16 protein-coding genes and 1 pseudogene are annotated in these 16,639 nt (G+C 40.9%); all 17 read left to right on the top strand.

Features of this window, described 5'->3' with window-relative positions; all coding sequences use genetic code 11:
• Positions 1–11: 11 nt before the first annotated feature.
• Positions 12–788 (top strand): annotated as a pseudogene (locus N4627_RS09205) (PBSX family phage terminase large subunit); the annotation flags it as partial.
• Between the two features lie 9 nt (positions 789–797).
• Positions 798–2,546 carry a phage portal protein gene (locus N4627_RS05665; protein WP_260964168.1) on the top strand — a complete coding sequence of 583 codons (1,749 nt, stop codon included), beginning with the start codon at positions 798–800 and terminating at the stop codon, positions 2,544–2,546.
• A complete protein-coding gene (locus tag N4627_RS05660) occupies positions 2,533–3,477 on the top strand; it encodes a minor capsid protein (protein ID WP_003717403.1) in 945 nt (314 codons plus the stop codon). Before N4627_RS05665 ends, N4627_RS05660 begins: the two co-directional genes overlap by 14 nt.
• 134 nt (positions 3,478–3,611) lie before the next feature.
• Positions 3,612–4,223 (top strand): DUF4355 domain-containing protein, encoded by a 612-nt coding sequence (locus N4627_RS05655; RefSeq protein ID WP_260964166.1) that lies wholly within the window; start codon positions 3,612–3,614, stop codon positions 4,221–4,223.
• A gap of 13 nt (positions 4,224–4,236) precedes the next feature.
• A complete protein-coding gene (locus N4627_RS05650) occupies positions 4,237–5,250 on the top strand; it encodes a replication protein (RefSeq protein ID WP_260964164.1) in 1,014 nt (337 codons plus the stop codon).
• Between the two features lie 194 nt (positions 5,251–5,444).
• Positions 5,445–5,798 (top strand): phage head-tail connector protein, encoded by a 354-nt coding sequence (locus N4627_RS05645; protein ID WP_260964162.1) that lies wholly within the window; start codon positions 5,445–5,447, stop codon positions 5,796–5,798.
• Positions 5,792–6,130, top strand: a complete 339-nt coding sequence (locus tag N4627_RS05640) for a hypothetical protein (protein WP_260964160.1) — start codon at positions 5,792–5,794, stop codon at positions 6,128–6,130. Before N4627_RS05645 ends, N4627_RS05640 begins: the two co-directional genes overlap by 7 nt.
• Positions 6,117–6,638 carry a hypothetical protein gene (locus tag N4627_RS05635; protein ID WP_260964158.1) on the top strand — a complete coding sequence of 174 codons (522 nt, stop codon included), beginning with the start codon at positions 6,117–6,119 and terminating at the stop codon, positions 6,636–6,638. The genes N4627_RS05640 and N4627_RS05635 overlap by 14 nt, the downstream gene beginning before the upstream one ends.
• Complete coding sequence (locus N4627_RS05630; RefSeq protein WP_260964156.1) at positions 6,638–7,033, top strand: hypothetical protein; 396 nt, start codon at positions 6,638–6,640, stop codon at positions 7,031–7,033. Before N4627_RS05635 ends, N4627_RS05630 begins: the two co-directional genes overlap by 1 nt.
• Positions 7,034–7,064: 31 nt before the next feature.
• Positions 7,065–7,751, top strand: a complete 687-nt coding sequence (locus tag N4627_RS05625; RefSeq protein WP_260964154.1) for a hypothetical protein — start codon at positions 7,065–7,067, stop codon at positions 7,749–7,751.
• A gap of 85 nt (positions 7,752–7,836) precedes the next feature.
• Positions 7,837–8,322: a tail assembly chaperone gene (locus tag N4627_RS05620; RefSeq protein ID WP_260964151.1), complete on the top strand. Its 486-nt coding sequence runs from the start codon at positions 7,837–7,839 to the stop codon at positions 8,320–8,322.
• A 23-nt stretch (positions 8,323–8,345) separates the two neighbouring features.
• On the top strand, positions 8,346–8,699 hold the full coding sequence (locus N4627_RS05615) for a hypothetical protein (RefSeq protein WP_260964149.1): 354 nt from the start codon (positions 8,346–8,348) through the stop codon (positions 8,697–8,699).
• Positions 8,700–8,702: 3 nt separating this feature from the next.
• Positions 8,703–12,737, top strand: coding sequence for a tape measure protein (locus N4627_RS05610; RefSeq protein ID WP_260964148.1), 4,035 nt, complete (start codon positions 8,703–8,705; stop codon positions 12,735–12,737).
• A 64-nt stretch (positions 12,738–12,801) separates the two neighbouring features.
• Positions 12,802–13,716 carry a phage tail family protein gene (locus tag N4627_RS05605; protein WP_260964146.1) on the top strand — a complete coding sequence of 305 codons (915 nt, stop codon included), beginning with the start codon at positions 12,802–12,804 and terminating at the stop codon, positions 13,714–13,716.
• Positions 13,713–15,851 (top strand): phage tail protein, encoded by a 2,139-nt coding sequence (locus N4627_RS05600; RefSeq protein WP_260964144.1) that lies wholly within the window; start codon positions 13,713–13,715, stop codon positions 15,849–15,851. Before N4627_RS05605 ends, N4627_RS05600 begins: the two co-directional genes overlap by 4 nt.
• Positions 15,852–15,861: 10 nt before the next feature.
• Positions 15,862–16,164 (top strand): hypothetical protein, encoded by a 303-nt coding sequence (locus N4627_RS05595; RefSeq protein ID WP_260964142.1) that lies wholly within the window; start codon positions 15,862–15,864, stop codon positions 16,162–16,164.
• Positions 16,165–16,168: 4 nt separating this feature from the next.
• The gene (locus N4627_RS05590; protein WP_260964141.1) at positions 16,169–16,639 is read left to right on the top strand and encodes a hypothetical protein; all 471 of its coding nucleotides are present in this window, start codon (positions 16,169–16,171) and stop codon (positions 16,637–16,639) included.

The following is a 16,639-nucleotide window of genomic DNA, read 5'->3' as shown; positions in this document are numbered from 1 at the left end:
CAGATAACCCTAATCACTGGTTAAAGGTTAATTACATTGACAAGGCAGACAATCCCAAGTCACGGATTAGATCTTTCAACTTCACAATTGACGACAATACATTTTTGCCTGCTGAGTATGTTAGTGCCTTAAAAGCGCAAACTCCTTCGGGGATGTTTACAGACAGAGCTATTTATGGCTTATGGGTCACTGGTGAAGGTGCTATCTATCGTGACTTTGACGAGCGTAAGATGGTTGTTAATGATGTGCCTAAAATGGTTCGCTATATAGCCGGTATCGACTGGGGCTATAATCACCCGTGCTCAATTACTGTATTCGGTGTTGATAGTCAAAACAATTACTACTTAGTTGATGAAAAAACAGAACGATTCAAAGAAATTGATTATTGGACTAATGTAGCGAAACAGCTGCAAAAGAAATATGGTTATAAGATACCATTTTATGCCGATACAGCTCGACCAGAATACATTGATCACTTTGTTCATGCTGAAATTAACTGTAAATATGGTTGGAAGTCAGTAGTGCCAGGTATTGAAATAGTTGCAGAATTAATGAAAAGTGGCAGGTTCTTTGTCCAAAAAGGACACACTCAGAGTTTTATGGAAGAAATCTATAACTATCAATGGGATGATAAGTCTGAAGATAAGCCTGTTAAGGAAATGGATCACGTCATGGATTCAATGCGCTATTGCCTAGCTACTCCGATTCATGAACAAGAGCAAAAGAGTTACTATCCAACGAATGATAAGAAGAACATTGCTAAAGGAATTAAAAGATTTGGACTGTGAGGTGTTTAAATGGTACTTGATACAAAAGAACTTTACGCTCGTTCATTGCTTAAAGGTAAGCGGTGGTCACCTGAAGCTAATAAAGCATATGTAATGCCTAAAGACGAATTCCACACAGCATTTGATAGTGGTAACTTGCAAGAAATGGAGCAGGTTGTCGCTTATTTTGTTTCTCGCCATTACATGATTGATTCACCACGAATCACTAAACTTCAACGATATTATTTAGGCGATAACGATATTCATTATTGGGCTAACGATAAAAAACTACGCAACAGAGCTGATAACAGGATTGCGTCTGGATTCGCTAAGTTCATTACTAACATGCGTGTTGGTTATATGCTTGGTAAACCGATTCAATTTAAGCCAGATGATAACATGGCCGATGATGATAAAGTTGACCAACTATTAACTGACTTTAATCAAGCTAACGATGAAAAATATCACGAAAAGGTTATGAAAACCAATCTATCTGTAACTGGTCGTGCTTATGAATTACTTTATGCCGGTGAAGTAACGGAGGACGACAACGGCAACGTACAAACACCTGAAATAAAGATGCGTGCTATTGACCCTGCTACAGCGTTCGTAGTATATGACACGTCTATTGACCGTCACAGCTTGTTTGGTGTTCGCTATTACACCGTTGAGTACAACAGCAAGCAGTATAGCTATATCGATGTTTATACAGCCAATACAACATACCACTTTAAAAATAGTGAAGGGCTAACCAGCCAAAGCGGTAATGACTATGAGTTGATTAATCAAGAGCAGACCTCGTTTGGTACTGTTCCATTAACTGAATTTATCAACAATGAAAATCGAACAGGTGATTGGGAGTCTAAACTAGATGAAATCGATGCTTACGATTTAGCGATGTCTGAAATGGCTAACAGTGAAGAAGATTTTGCTAATGCTAAGTTGGTTCTGAATGGTGACCTTGATTTCAGTGACAATGAAGTCGAAGTAAAGAATGCTGACGGTTCAACCATGACTAACGATGACGGTCAGCCAGTCAAGGTACCAAAGATTGACACCAAAGACCCGTTCTTGTGGTTGAAACCATCGGTTGTCCCATCTGCTAATGGTTCAAATACCATCATCCCTTCATCTGCTGAGTATTTGACTAAGCAGATTAACGAAGCAGGGTGGCAAACCTTCATCAATCAGTTGAGCACTGATATTCATAAGGATACCAACACACCAAATACGACCGACGAAGCGTTTAGCGGTCAATCGTCAGGTGTGGCTTTGATGTATAAACTTTTTGGTGAAGACCAAGAGCGGTCAATGCAAGAAAGCTTATATACACGTGGCATTATGCGCCGGTTACGGTTGTTGGGTAATTTCTGGAAGAAAAACCTAGAAATCGATAGTCCTGATTTAATGAACAGTTACACGCCACACTACACACCTAACTTGCCTCGTAATAATGCTGACTTGGTAAACATGGTCGTCCAAATTGCCAACTCAAACTTAGTCAGTGAAGACACGTTACGTGAAATGATTAGTCAAGTCACTGGCGTAAGTGCTGATGCTGAAAAAGAACGGATTGATGATGAAAAACAGGAGAATGAAGGCCCAAGCCAATTCGATGATGCTCCACTTAAAGGCGTCAATCCAGTTGATTTAGCTGAAGCACAGGCTAAGGCAAAGCAACAAGTGCCCGATGCACAGCCAAAGACTATGAATGACTTATTCAGTGCAATGAGACAAGGTCAATCAGACGATAAGAGTGATAACAATGCTAAGTCGTAAGCAGATGCGCCGACTGATTAAATCGGTCTATGGTGCCAATAACAAATACGGCCAACAATTAGAAAGATTATATAAACGTGCTAATCGTCAAATTAAGGGCGAAATTAGCGCGTTTTTAGATTCTAAAGCTAATTGGTCGGGTAAGCCTTCAAAAGACGACCTGGATGATATTAGACGTGAATTGCAACTGATTAGCAATGAAGATGTTAGTTCACTTGTTAATGGAGCAATTGCGATGGTTACGATGGGTCACCCAACTAATGGTGACTTGGAAACTGCTCGTATTGCAGTACCGATGATTCAAGTGGCTAAACAGCAACATGCTCAACTACGACAAATGGCTGGCACAGTACCGCAAAAAGTACAGCAGATTAGCCATGTGCAAGCTAACGTAACGCCTCAATATCACCGTTTACCAGTTAATTATGACTTGATGCTGCAACATACCGCTAGTCGTGCGGTGGACAACTACAACTCGGGTGATAACAACATCAATAGCAACATTCAAAACGTGATTACTAAGATTAAGCAGGTCGCACAACAAGCTTCACAGTCTAGTGATGCTCATACTGATTGGGCTAATCGGATTGAAAAGATTTTGACTGGCAATAACGTTTCAAAGGGCGCTAGTGGTTCGGCTCAACGAATCATACGAACGGAAGCCTGCCGTGACCTTAACAGCTCGACGATTGTTGATTATCAAGCTCGTGGAGTTTCTCAGTATCGGTTTATGTCACTTGAGGCAGAGAATTCATGTTCTGAATGTACTGATATCGATGGCAACACGTATGACGTTGATGATGCTGAGGAAGGCGTTAATCTTCCGCCAATGCATCCTAATTGCCAATGTTGGATTGTAGAAGTTCATGATTCTGATGCCGATGATTTACCTTTGGTTGACGACATGATGGACGATGATGATTTTGAATAACAAATAAGCAACTACTCGGAAACGGATAGTTGCTTTTATTTTGACTAAATTTATGACTTCAGCGGTCAACAGTCGTTAAAGAGATGGCTAGATTCGCCGCCGGGCGTAAAGCGAGATTTAAGGAGGACATTTATATGCCAGAAGACGTAAAAAAAGAAACACCAAAGAATACTGAAGAAAACAAGCAAGAAGAGCAACAAGGTTCAAAGCAAGCTACGTTTACTCGTGACGATTTAGCTAAGCTCGTTAAAGAGCAGTTAGATGCCAAGAAGGCTGAGTGGGAACAAAAGACTGCTGATGCGGTTGCTAAAGCCAAACAAGATGGCAAGGACGAAGCCACGATGACTGCGAAGGAACTAGCTGATAAGCATGCCAAGGAACGTGAAGCGGAGTTAGACAAGAAGAGCGCAGAACTTGATAAGCGGTTTGCTGAATTAGAACGACGTGATCGGTTGTCTCAAGCCCGCAACATGCTTTCTAAAGCTAATCTGCCAACCGATGCTGCTGAAATGCTCGTTGGTAAAGATGACGAAGAAACTCAGCAAAACATCGATAAGTACAAGTCTTTAGTTGACCAAGGTGTAAAGAACGCTATTCACCGTAGTTCTGCTCAATCAGAACCACAGAATGGTGGTTCTGGCAGTGATGTTCCAACTAAAAAGTTCAGTGACATGACGTTAGACGAACAAACCGAACTCTATCGCAAGAATCCTGAACTATACGCACAACTCAGTCAACAGAAATAGGAGGAATTAATCAATGGCTGACAAGTTTACATCTTTATCTGACATGATTGTGCCTGAAGTCTTTGCCAATTATGTTATGAATTTATCAACTAAGACTAACCGTTTGATTCAATCAGGTATTTTAACAAATGACCCATCGCTTGGTTCCCAATTACTGGCACCAGGCGATTTTGTTAACATGCCATTTGTTAACGATATTGCTGACGCCGATGACCCACAACCTTGGACTGATACGGACGATATCGCTGTCGAAGGTCTTACTTCCGGTAAGCAATTAGCTTTTAAGTTCCGTCAAGCTAAGGCATTCGGCTACACTGATATTTCTTCATTAGTATCTGGAGCACCAGTACAACAAGTAATTGCTCAACGGTTCGCTCCTTACTGGAACTTCCAAGACCAAAAGATTTTGAACCACATTTTGAAGGGTGTCTTCAGCAACACTGACATTGCTACTGCTAAGAGCTTCACTGATACTGATACTTTTGGCCCTAAGGGATTCTTAGCGGCTATTGGCCGGTTGGGTGACTTGCAAGACAGCACCTTCAACAAGATTGCCGTTAACTCAGCTACTTATGCTGAAATGAAGGCTCAACAAATGATTGAAACCGTGCAACCAGCTAATGCGGTTGTACCTATCAACACGTATAATGGCATGCAAATTGTTGTTGATGATGATTTACCAATCAGTGACGATGGCGTATCAACTTCATACGTATTCGGCAATGGTTCTGTTGGTTACTCTGTTGCTTCACCATCTGATGCCGTTGAAACCGAACGTCAAGCACGTACACAAGGCGGTCGGACTAATGTTATCAACCGTCGGGTTGTTACTACTCACGTTCTTGGTACTTCCGTATCTAAGAGTTTTGTGCCAGCTGGTCAAACGGTTACTTATGACGAACTTGAAAAGGGTACTACTTGGGCTTCAATTGTTGACCCACGTAACATCAAGATTGTTGAATACAAGGCTAAGTTGGATAAGGAATTTATCCCTGCAAAGCCAGCAGCCGGTGGCTTGGGAAAATAGCATCCCCGTCCGATAATGGGGGAAATACTCCATCATCTACAGACGGGGCATTTGACCCTAATGGCAATGTGAAGCCAACCAATGACCAGACTGTAGAACAAATCAAGGCTTATATGGACGCTCACCATATCGCCTATACAAGCACAATGAATAAAGCGGACTTGCTAAATGCTATCGGGTGAGGTGATTAATCTATGCTTCCAAATATGACTGATGACGTGTTAAGGGCCGTCAAAACGGATAAAGGAATCACAGATGATTCACTCGATGAAGTGTTGAAAAGCTTTATCAATCAAGCTGGCGATATGGTCTGCTTATACGTTGGTGAAGACCACTTGCCACAGCAGTTGGAAGTCATTGTCATTAGGATTACTGAAGCTCACTATGTGCAAACCGTTAACGATGCCGATGGCGTTAAGTCATATAGCGAAGAAGGCGCCAGTTGGTCGTTCCAAGACAACGAATTGGACCCTTATATGACGTTACTGAATAAGTACATCAGTAATCGTGACGGAGCCGGATTTAGAGGCGGTGCATGGTCATGGTAAGCAGAATTAGACCGTTAATCTTAATCACTAAAGAAACTCAACACGGGTTAGTTGATGACACGGTAAAGAAGAGTTACAAGCGAGTCTTATCGCACCTTACGGAAGTCAATGGAGCTCAAGTCCAAACTAATCTTTTTGGCAAGCAATACGGCATGACTTGGGTAGCTCGCTTACGTGGCAATCAGCAAGCTGATGCGGTAGCTTTCCCAATCGATGAGGTTAACAGTGAAGACCTGCCTGAACTTGATGTGATTCAAGTTCGTAAGCATGCTAACCGCACTGATATTTACTTCTCATCTGATAGGGAGGTGGATACGAATGGCTTGGAATAACAATTATGTTCCAGAAATCGATTTGAGTTACGAAACTGATGATGCCAAGCAAACGATGGCTGAAATTTCGGCAATGCTTGATAAAAATGGCTTTGGGGATGCCGGACGTGAATTGCGCATTCGGACAGCTAGAGCATTAATTGCAGGCGATAGAGCAGTCAATAGCATGGCTGACCAAACCGTACAAGAAGTAGCTGGCCTCATGCGTGACCGTCAGTACAGACAAAAGAGCTACCATCCAGGGACTTATGCTTTTAACCATAAGGTGAATAACCAACATATGGTTGACCGCTTAAAGGACCACAAAGATGGCAACACTCATCGCATCTATACCGATATTACTAATAAGGGCTACAACTATTCGCAAGCATTCGAGTTTGGTTTGTTGACTAAAAATTATCCGGCTCATCATCCGTTTCAAGATGCCGCTAATCATTTGGGATTAAATCAAATGAATGGTAAGTTAGATAGTCAAGTCGATGAAGCTATTAGAAAGGGGTTTGATTAATGGCACCTTTCTTTGAGCTGTATAAAGCAATTCTTAATCAAATAAATGATTTGAAGATACCAACGTATACACCATCGCAGGAAGTACCAAAGAAGTTACCCATTTGTCGAGTAAGTATTCTTAACGGTGATGCTAATGAGTTGGTGAAGAACATGCGCCGGTATAGCTACTCGTTTCAGTTGGATGTAGTGACCGCTAGCAATGGTTTAGAGCAAGGTTTGGTACTTGCTTACAAAATTATGCAGGTACTACGTCAAATCACCTTAACTAGCTTCTCAGTGGAGCTAAACGGTGAGCCATCGTTGAGTTCGATGGTTGATACGTCCACTGACCGGGTATTAAATCGTCAAATTATTCGAGTAAATTACAACATTATCGAAGACACGGCTTTGTAGTCGTGCCTTTTTAGTTAGGAGGAAAAATTAAATGGTACAAATTTCTACCAAGAAGCTTGTAGAACCAAAGTCCTCAGATAAGGTTTTGTATTACTACAAGCTGATTAAACATGAACCATTAGCCAATAAGTGCCACCCATTAGGTACACAAGGGGCTACTTCAGGCACTAACACGGCTACTTTGGGGACCACTCAAACTAAGCAATTTAACATCAAGGACACCGGTTCAATTAACCAACAACGGGTTGTCAACATTATCTTGACTAACGGTGACGGTTCAAAGACCGATGTTGCTCGTGATTTATATTATGCTTGGGAACACCACGAAAGCATTGGTTTGTGGCGTGTTGATTGGAATACCATTCATACGTCAGGAAGCAAGCAGGTTGTCAATGCGGAATATTCTGAGGTTAAGATTTCTGCACTTCCAGAAACTGAAGCGTTGAACACTGCTATTAGTCAAAACGTTACCTTTGAAGTAACTGGTATTGCTCGTCGGTATGATGAAGACGGTAATCCATTCGTAATGAGTGAAGATGATTTTGACGATGGCATGTTCTCAACCGTTGCCAAGTTCTACAACTTCACATTGCCTGGTCAAATTGGTACTGATGGTTCTGGAAGCGTTGTTGAAAATTCAACCGATGATTCTCACGGTGGCGATTCTTCCGCAACTGTTAAGCTGGGGGCTGCAACTGAAACAGGCGCTGATAAATAACTTGCTTAATCATCTCATTCTTAATTGATTAATTTGTCGCCTATGAAATAAACAGTACATAAGGGCGGCTGTTATGGAGGATAAAATGTTAAAAATTAATGGAAAAGATTACGATGTTAAGTTCAACATGCAATTTGCAAATCGATTAATTGAAGATTACGCCGTAAAGAATAATGACGGTCAAGTTACACTTGATGGTTTTAGCCACTTAATTAATGACCTGGTTGATTGCCAACCAGAAGCAATTGCAAACGCTTATCGCTATGCATTAGACGTTCCAACTAAGCAATTACCTTCATTGAGCGATGTTGCGCAAGGCTTAGAAGAAGCGGGTGTGTTTAAGAATCCTGATGTTTTCTCTGATTTATTCAAGGAACTGAAGGACAACGGTTTTTTAATGCTGAAATTAAAAGCCTATCTGAAATCACGTCAAAATATCGTGGACGTATCCAAAAAAGTCTTGTCTGGGCTTACCGACAAAGGTCAAAAGGAATCGGCTATGATGGAACTGAAGTCAGCGGAAGCCGGGTTAACTCAAATCAAGAAAGAGTTAAAGCAGCTCGAAAAATAATTGATGAGTGGCATAAGGACTTTTTGAAGCGGTTAAAAGATGCTAATGCAATTTTTGGCCCATTTAAGCCGGATGAGCTAAGCCAACTAACAATTCCTGAATTTGAATACATGCTTACTGGAGTACAGCAGAAAGAGCTTAACCAGCGTCAGTTTTCGTTTATGCTAACTCAGGTTTCTAGACCAGTACTTATGGCTGAAAAGAGTATTAACACTGACAAGCTATCAAGTATGCTAGACAAGTCCCAAAATGATTTGGATAACTTTGACAATGAAGATTACCAGAAGCAACAAGAACTCAGGAAGAAACGTGAAAAGCAATTCGGCTCATTCTTCAATAAGTTCTCACGTCAGAATCAAGAAAAAAGGGGAGGGTAAAACATGGCTGAAATTATTGCTCACAAGAAAATTGTCATCAGCGCTGAAGACCGTGTTACCTCCGTCATCGCAAAAACTAATCAGGCTTTTAATCAACTTGAGCAACATCTTTCTCAACTGGGGATGAAATTTAATACCGGAGCTAATGAACAGACTTCTTACAAGAATGCTTTGAGCTCTACGAAGTCCACCGTTAATGAAACTAATGAAGCAATTCAAAAGCTGAACCATAACATCGATAAACTAAGCGGAACAAGAAAAGTAACCGTGGAAGCGGATACTATTACCGCTCGAACTAATTTAGATGAGTTTAGCAAAAACGTTGATGCTTTGAAGAACAAAGAACCAATCGTTAAGCCACACGCTGATACTAGTGAAGCTCAAGAACACTTGCATCAGCTCACTGGGACTGCTCATAAAACAGAGAAGGCAGGCCATTCATTAACAAAAAGTTTTGTGTTTGGTGGTCTGATTAGTAATGGTATTCAATCGGCTACAACAAGCTTAATTGGCTTTGCTAAACAAGGTTTTCAGGCCGCTGCCGCCGGTCAGCAAGTTGCTGCTCGCTGGAAATCGTTAGGAATGACAGCGGGGCAAATTAAATTAGTTGGTGCAGCAGTTGCAGATTTGAAGGAAAACACTGCGATGTCTGGTGCGGCCGTTGGTAATCTGGTCACTCGGTTTTATGGGTTAACAGGTAGCGCTAGACAAGCAATTGCACTTGCCAAAGGTGTTGGATCGATTTCTGATTCGTTGCGGTTGTCTGGCCCTGCTGCCGATGCCTTTGCTGGTGGTTTAACTCGGATTGAATCAGCAGGAAAAGTCACAACTCGTTCACTTGGCCGTCTTGAAAAACAGGCGCCAGGTATTACTGCAGCGTTGCAAAAAGCTAGTGGTATGTCTAAGAAGTCATTTGATGATTTATTGTCGTCAGGTAAGATGACTAGCAAACAGTTCAACGAGATTCTGGAAAAGGCATCTAAGGACTATGCTAAGAATGCATCAAGTTGGATAAATACCAATGAAGGTGCCATGAAGCACATAAAAGAAACCTGGGCGCAATCATGGAAAACCATGATGTCGCCACTAGCTCAATCATCTGGTCAGGGATTCGGCGCTCTTTCTAAGGCTTTAGATAAACTTCAGCCACAGTTCAAAGAAGCTGGAGAAGCTGTAGCAAAATTAGCCACTAAATTTGCCAATTGGTTAACACCTAAGCATGCCGAAGATTTAGGAAAGATTGTAACTGCGTTTGGCAGAATGGCAATCGTACTTGGCAAAGGCGTTTGGAAAGCTGCAATGGCTCCATTTGAACTAATTGGACGTGTGATTCAGTTAATGTCAGGCAAGCATGGGGATGCGCTTGACGCCATTGCTGATGCATTAGACCATATCAGTAAAAACAAAGTTGCTATGACAATTCTTGAAGGAATTGGAATGGTCTTAATGACCCAATTTGCTTACGGAAAACTGTTTAAAATTGCAAGTGGCTTAGGACTTGTAAAAAATGGTTTGCTTAGCATTGGCAAGGTTAGTCTTAAAGGACATCTATTAGGTGATTTAACTAATGGCCTAAAAGGGTTATCAAAAATCAAAATCAATCCTGCTAACTGGTTTAAAGGTGGTGCCGGATGGGCTAAAAATCTATTTAAGCCTTTACCAAGTGAAGCTTTACGAACTGGTGATGCCGCTGGTGGTAATTTTATTACCCGCTTTGCAGCTAAAACTAATGCTAGTCGCTTTGCACAAGTTGGTCGTTCATTAGGTGGACGGATCGTCTCTGGTGTAGGTCTTGCTTTTGAAGCGTATGACATGGTTAAAGACATTCACGGAGCATTCACATCACACAATGGAACTACAAGGTCACGGGATACCGGTAAAGCAGTAGGCGCTGGAATTGGTGCCGGAATTGGATTGTTCTTCGGAGGCCCTGCAGGTGCTGCACTTGGAGGGATGATTGGTCGAGTTGTTGGTGGAAAGATTGGCCCGTCGATTGGTAAGTTTGGTAATAGCATCGGTAAAATTCTTACAGATATCTTTGTTAAGCATGATTGGAATAAAGTTTGGTCAACTATCGGTAAAGGCTGGCAATCATTCTGGAAAGGTATGGGTAACTGGTGGGATCAAACTATTGGTAAAAAAGGTTCTCACAACAGTAAAGAACCATCTCGTAAGCAGATTAAATCTCTTGGTGGAAATCATTATTCAAAGACTGATATAGCAAATATTAAGCAGATGAATGCTGCGGTACGAGCTTATACACGGTCGCTTAAAGAGTTGAAATCTGTCGTTAAAAAAGATGATCCGACGAAACAATTACGCAATATGAGTAAAGAGTTTCGTAAAGTTAATCCAGCTTTGAAGGAATCAGCTAAATATTGGAAGGGCTTGGTAAAGCCTTTAGAAACGTCAGCTAAGGCGTTCAAAGTGGTTGATAAGGCTCTTAACACGTTCAAACGCAAAAACAATCCAATGGATCGCCTTAATTCTTCTGTCCAAAAACTGACTAAGACAGTCAAGAAAGAACAGTTCGGTAAATTGCTTGCAAAGCAGATGCAGATTGCTGATAAGTCTATGAACGGTAAGCATTCCTTTGTCGGTCAATTTGAGTCAATGACTAAAAGAGTCATTTCTCAATTAAGAAGATTTAGAAGATCATTTGATAGCGATTGGAAAAACACGTGGTCAAGATTAGACGGTTATCCAAGTCGTGGCTTGTCAAGAACTGCAAGCATTGTTTCAAGTCGATTGAATGCTGTGCTTAATCGTGAACATAGTTTTTCACACAGTTTCTTATCAAGCTGGCACAGTTGGATTAACAATGTTGTTAGTGCAATGCGTTCAGGCTTTGGCAAATTACCTGGGATTGCTAGGAGAGCAATGCAAGGAATAGTTAGCCGGTTAAACTCTGGTATTTCAGCTATCAATGCAGTTATTTCAGACTTCGGTGGTGATAAGCGACTAGGTTCTATTCATTATGCACGCGGTACATTTGCACACCCTGGTGGTAAAGCCATTGTTAATGATGGACCCGAACCAAGCAAAACAGAACTTATTTGGCAACCAAGTAAAGGATGGGGTACAGCGCAAGGACAGTATGTTGTTCGTGACCTTGAAGCTGGCTCTATGGTCTTAGATGCTAAACATTCTGCACCTTATCTTCGTGGCGGCGAGTTGCCTCATTATGCAACTGGTACACTTTCAGAAGATGAGCAAGACAAGCTGGCTGAAGAGTTTATCGACAATCCAATTAAGGCATCACGTGACCTGGTTTTGAAAGTTACTAATTGGAATTCTAGTGTTCCTGTAATTGCTGATCTTGGTAAAGCAACAGCTATTGGTTTCTCACGTGGTATCGCTAACGTCTTGAAAGATTTGCTTGGAATTATTAAGGAACCAATCAATGGTGATTGGACGCCTGTAATTAAGTCCGCTGCTCGTTTGCTTCATTTCCACATTGCCGGTTGGCAAATCGCCAAGTTGTTACGGCAGATTCAAACTGAATCAGGTGGGCGTGAAGTTATTACTAACAACTGGGATAGCAACGCAGCAGCTGGGCATCCATCTCAAGGTTTGCTTCAGTTTATTCCATCAACATTTAATACATGGGCAGTTGGTAAGTATCGTGACATTAACAAAGGTTTTGACCAAATCTTAGCTGCTATTAATGCCCTTAATCACGGTGGCGAAGGTGGCTGGGGCAATATCGGTAATGGTCACGGCTGGGCTACTGGTGGAGAAATCACCTCTCAACAATTCGGCTGGGTCGGTGATAATGCTCAACATCACGAATTTGTGATTAATCCTTATAACAGCAATGCTTTACCATTGATGACTAAAGCTTGGTCAGTAATGAGTAATAATCACCCTGAATGGAGAGGACAAATCAATAGCTCATACAACAGTGAAATTGTTGAATTGATGAAAGTTGCTATTGATTCAATTAATAGCATTGATTTACAGCCTCATGTTTCAGTCGAAGAAATCGCTAAACCGGTTAATAAATACAACGCAAAGCAGATTAGCAGAATGAAATAAAGTGAGATGATGTCTTATTATTCAAGTTTTCTCTCAAAAGGAAAAGCCTACTTCTTACCCATTTTTGAAGCCAGCAAGTGTTGGAGTTGGAGCTAAAAAGTATTTACCATTTGATCCTATTGAGTTTTCAATCTCTAAAGATGGTAAAGAATGGACTAGTTGCTTTGATATTCCTGACTTAAGTGGTGTCTACTGCTATCGTGCTCCTGACGTTCAGCCAGCTAATTACACTGACAACCTTAAAAAGGTTGGCCTACAAGATGGTTCAAGGCTATTGTCAACGTCATATAGTACTCGTGAAATGAAGATGGAAATGTATTTTGAAGGAATAAACGAAAGCGATGCAATGCTAGCTTATGATGCACTGCAGCGCTTTTTAGTTTCCCGTAATGCATATTGGATTTGCTTTGCTAACTGGGCTCAACGAATGTATTACGTTCGGGCTAAATTAGGCGCGCCAACATTCGCTAACGAAAAGATATGGACGTGTGAAGTAACTTTTACAGACTTGCTAGGCTTAAGTCGAAGCATTGGTACTTCGTTAGATTACGAAGATACTAATGGCTTTGGTAATAAAACAACGGTCGATGCATTGAAGTATATCTTCACGACTAATTCGTTTAAGGTGAACAACTTATCAGATACGATTATTGATCCCGAATGGAGAGGACATCCATTTAAGTTAACTCTTGATGGTTCCTCTTCAGGAAAACTGAAGATTACTAACAAGACCACCGGTGATTCAATTTCAAGAACAGGAACTGTTAACACTAGCAAGGACGGGGATAAAACGGAGAATAATTCATCCTTTAATGGTCAATTTGTCGTTGATGGTGTTCGCCTTTTGCTTAATGGAAAATCTGATCAGATGCAATGCGATGACGGTGTTCTAACGCTGCAGCCGGGCATTAATGAATTTCAGATTGATAATTTTACGGGTAAAGTTACATTTGATTTTCCATTCTGGTGGTTATCATGAGTAGAATTGTAGAAATTACTAATAACCTGAATAATAAAAGCGGTGACACTGAAGAGCGCTTAGATTTTAACGATATGTATAATTCGTTCAAAATCAATCTACAACTCAATTCAGCGTATGAAATTTCTTTTACTGCAACTTATACTCAGCAGTATAAGGATGCCTATAACATGCTGAAAATGGGGCAAGGTATCTGGTATGACGGTAGAGAGTATTACATCACCCAATTAGAAAATGGTTTTGATGAAAACGGCTTAGCAACTAAACAAGTCACTGCTCATGCAATCTTAATTGACCTGATGAAGAACGTCCGGATAGATCCTAAACAACCGACTGAAGATAGCCCAGAAGTTAGTGGTGATTCTTCTTCGGATAGTAGTGATTCGGATGATTCCCAACAAACAGGAACGGTTGTAAAGAAGACGGACGAACAAGAGACCCATAGTCTTCAGGAATTACTAGATAAGTTCTTCAAGGATAATGATCAGGGTATCAGTTATGAACTGCATGGTAATTTTCCTAAACAGGCGATTGACTGCTCTGGGTCATTGTATGAATGGTTAGGAAATAACTTAACTTCTTTCGGTGCCTATTATATTCCGCACAACTATGTATTAAAGATTTATGATCTTGAATCGTTAAAACTGCCTACTGACGTACAGTTACGGTATTTACATAACGTAACAAGCGTTGATATTCAGTCGGACGGTAATGATTTCTATAATGACTTTGATGTCTACGGTGGAAAGATGGAAAAAGACATCACGACTGCAGGTAGTGGTAATGGAGTTAATGAACCGGTAAATGGTGATTGGACTCCCGTAATTCAGAATGCTGCTAGCTTAGTCGGTGAGCATCTTTCCCAAGCTGATATTAATCTTGTGTTAGCGCAGATTAATTTGGAGTCAAATGGGAAAGAGGATGCTGTTAATAATTGGGATTCAAACGCAGCAGCAGGACACCCCTCTAAGGGACTGTTACAGTTCATTGACAGTACATTTAATTACTACTGCCGGTCACCATACACCAATATTATGCATGGACTTGACCAGATTATTGCGTTGTTTAATATTCCTAATTGGCGTAATCAAATTACCGGTCACTCTGGTTGGTCTCCACATGGTACACCAATTTCTAAAGCACCAATTCAAGCACAACAAACATCATCAACGGCAGGAGCTAATAATATTGTTAGCTTTTGTCGTTCTTTTGTTGGCAAAGTTCCGTATGTTTGGGGTGGTTCGTCAACCTCTGGGTGGGACTGCTCAGGATTCGTTTGCTATGTATTGAATCACTTTGGTATTAATACGCCACGTACTAATACAATTGGCTTGGAAAGCAAGGGGACGATTGTTGGACCACCTTATCAAACTGGTGACTTGCTATTTTGGGGATCTCGTGGCGCCAGTTATCACGTTTCAATTGCAATGGATTCAACTTATCGGGTTGGAGCTGATAACGAACGAGATGGTACAGTTTATCGAACTATTGCTAGTTGGCCACCGAGCTTTGCTGTCCGCGTTCCAGGATTTAGTAGCGGTAATGCAACTAATGGTAGTGATGGAGATAGCACAACGACTACTACGACTGAAACCTACTATGCTTTGCATTATCACTATCATGATGAAGAGAGTATTAAGATGTTTGGGCTTCATAGGGGGCCACAGGTGCTCGCTGATTCAGTTTATGACATGGATACGTTGAAACAGTATGTCAAGAACACAGTAACAACTGCACCACCAACCACGATTGAAAACAACGAGATCGGTGTGGGTGACCTTCATTTAGGTAATACCTGCAAGGTCATTGCTCCAGAAGCAAATATTAGTCAAGAGATGACTTTAATGGGGATTAGCTACAACCCATTTCAAACAGATGGTGATGTAACGCTAACTTGGAATAATACCGGGTTAGCGTTAAAAAATGCCATCTATGCTTTGTATCATGACATCCATCAGATTAATAGCAGCCTTGACCGCAATAACACTTACGGGTTAATTGGAGCCAAACTAGAAGATCACTTTAAAAATGTTGAATCACAAAAGCAGACTGAAGCATCGAAGGGACAGGCTAATCGTCCACTTGAGCTTAGTTCATCACAAGTAAAGGCAATTGATAACTTTGTAAACAGTTAGGAGGGAGCTAATGCCAGATAACACTAATGAGAAATCAACAAGTAATGTACTTCTCATTGTTATGGATAAAGGAATTGATAGTGAATCCGGTCAGATAGGTTACGGTTATTCTCCTGACAACGGTAAGACTTTTTTTGTTACGAACACGATAAAGGGACGGAAGTTTCGTCAAGAAGATGCGGATCGGCTGTGGAAGTTTCTTAAGCCAATGATTGAGAAATTGGTTGAGGATAAGTTTCAAGATGAATTTATGGATAAAGTCAAATCGGAAATTAGCAATGATATTGAGAAAAAAGTAGGTAAGGAGGGATAAATGAATGGAATTACATACGGATGATTTTCCCTTACTACTAAATCGAGACTTCTATAAAGACTTAATTGAAAATTTTAAATTAATCGAACACGAATGCTCCCAGCTTGAAAGTGATTTAAGTAACGAAACTAGTGCACGAATAAATGCTGATAATAATGAGCGTTCAGAACGAATTAATCAAGATGTTAATTTACAAAATCAAATTAATACACTCAGTGGTCGGATGGATAAAGCTGAAAGCAACATCAGCAATCTGCAAACACGAATGAGCACGGCTGAAGAACAAATCAAGAAGCTTAATGAGGTTATCTTTGGTACTGAATATATCAACGATACGGATGAGCTAGCGCTTGGTGACAGTACGACACCAGAACCGGATGTTGAAGTTAACGAAACAAATGTTGTTGATAATAATCAAGCGGAGATTGATACCTCACGTGATGATTATGTAACGGCAAATGAAGAAATTAATTAG

Source organism: Limosilactobacillus vaginalis (genome assembly GCF_025311515.1).
GTDB classification, from domain to species: domain Bacteria; phylum Bacillota; class Bacilli; order Lactobacillales; family Lactobacillaceae; genus Limosilactobacillus; species Limosilactobacillus vaginalis.
The sequence above is the reverse complement of the archived record's forward strand: the minus strand, read 5'-3'. Positions and strand labels throughout refer to the sequence as shown.

Coding starts and splice junctions, on each gene's coding strand:
- N4627_RS05665 (WP_260964168.1), top strand. CDS start 798: ATGGTACTTGATACAAAAGAACTTTACGCTCGTTCATTGCTTAAAGGT.
- N4627_RS05660 (WP_003717403.1), top strand. CDS start 2,533: ATGCTAAGTCGTAAGCAGATGCGCCGACTGATTAAATCGGTCTATGGT.
- N4627_RS05655 (WP_260964166.1), top strand. CDS start 3,612: ATGCCAGAAGACGTAAAAAAAGAAACACCAAAGAATACTGAAGAAAAC.
- N4627_RS05650 (WP_260964164.1), top strand. CDS start 4,237: ATGGCTGACAAGTTTACATCTTTATCTGACATGATTGTGCCTGAAGTC.
- N4627_RS05645 (WP_260964162.1), top strand. CDS start 5,445: ATGCTTCCAAATATGACTGATGACGTGTTAAGGGCCGTCAAAACGGAT.
- N4627_RS05640 (WP_260964160.1), top strand. CDS start 5,792: ATGGTAAGCAGAATTAGACCGTTAATCTTAATCACTAAAGAAACTCAA.
- N4627_RS05635 (WP_260964158.1), top strand. CDS start 6,117: ATGGCTTGGAATAACAATTATGTTCCAGAAATCGATTTGAGTTACGAA.
- N4627_RS05630 (WP_260964156.1), top strand. CDS start 6,638: ATGGCACCTTTCTTTGAGCTGTATAAAGCAATTCTTAATCAAATAAAT.
- N4627_RS05625 (WP_260964154.1), top strand. CDS start 7,065: ATGGTACAAATTTCTACCAAGAAGCTTGTAGAACCAAAGTCCTCAGAT.
- N4627_RS05620 (WP_260964151.1), top strand. CDS start 7,837: ATGTTAAAAATTAATGGAAAAGATTACGATGTTAAGTTCAACATGCAA.
- N4627_RS05610 (WP_260964148.1), top strand. CDS start 8,703: ATGGCTGAAATTATTGCTCACAAGAAAATTGTCATCAGCGCTGAAGAC.
- N4627_RS05600 (WP_260964144.1), top strand. CDS start 13,713: ATGAGTAGAATTGTAGAAATTACTAATAACCTGAATAATAAAAGCGGT.
- N4627_RS05595 (WP_260964142.1), top strand. CDS start 15,862: ATGCCAGATAACACTAATGAGAAATCAACAAGTAATGTACTTCTCATT.
- N4627_RS05590 (WP_260964141.1), top strand. CDS start 16,169: ATGGAATTACATACGGATGATTTTCCCTTACTACTAAATCGAGACTTC.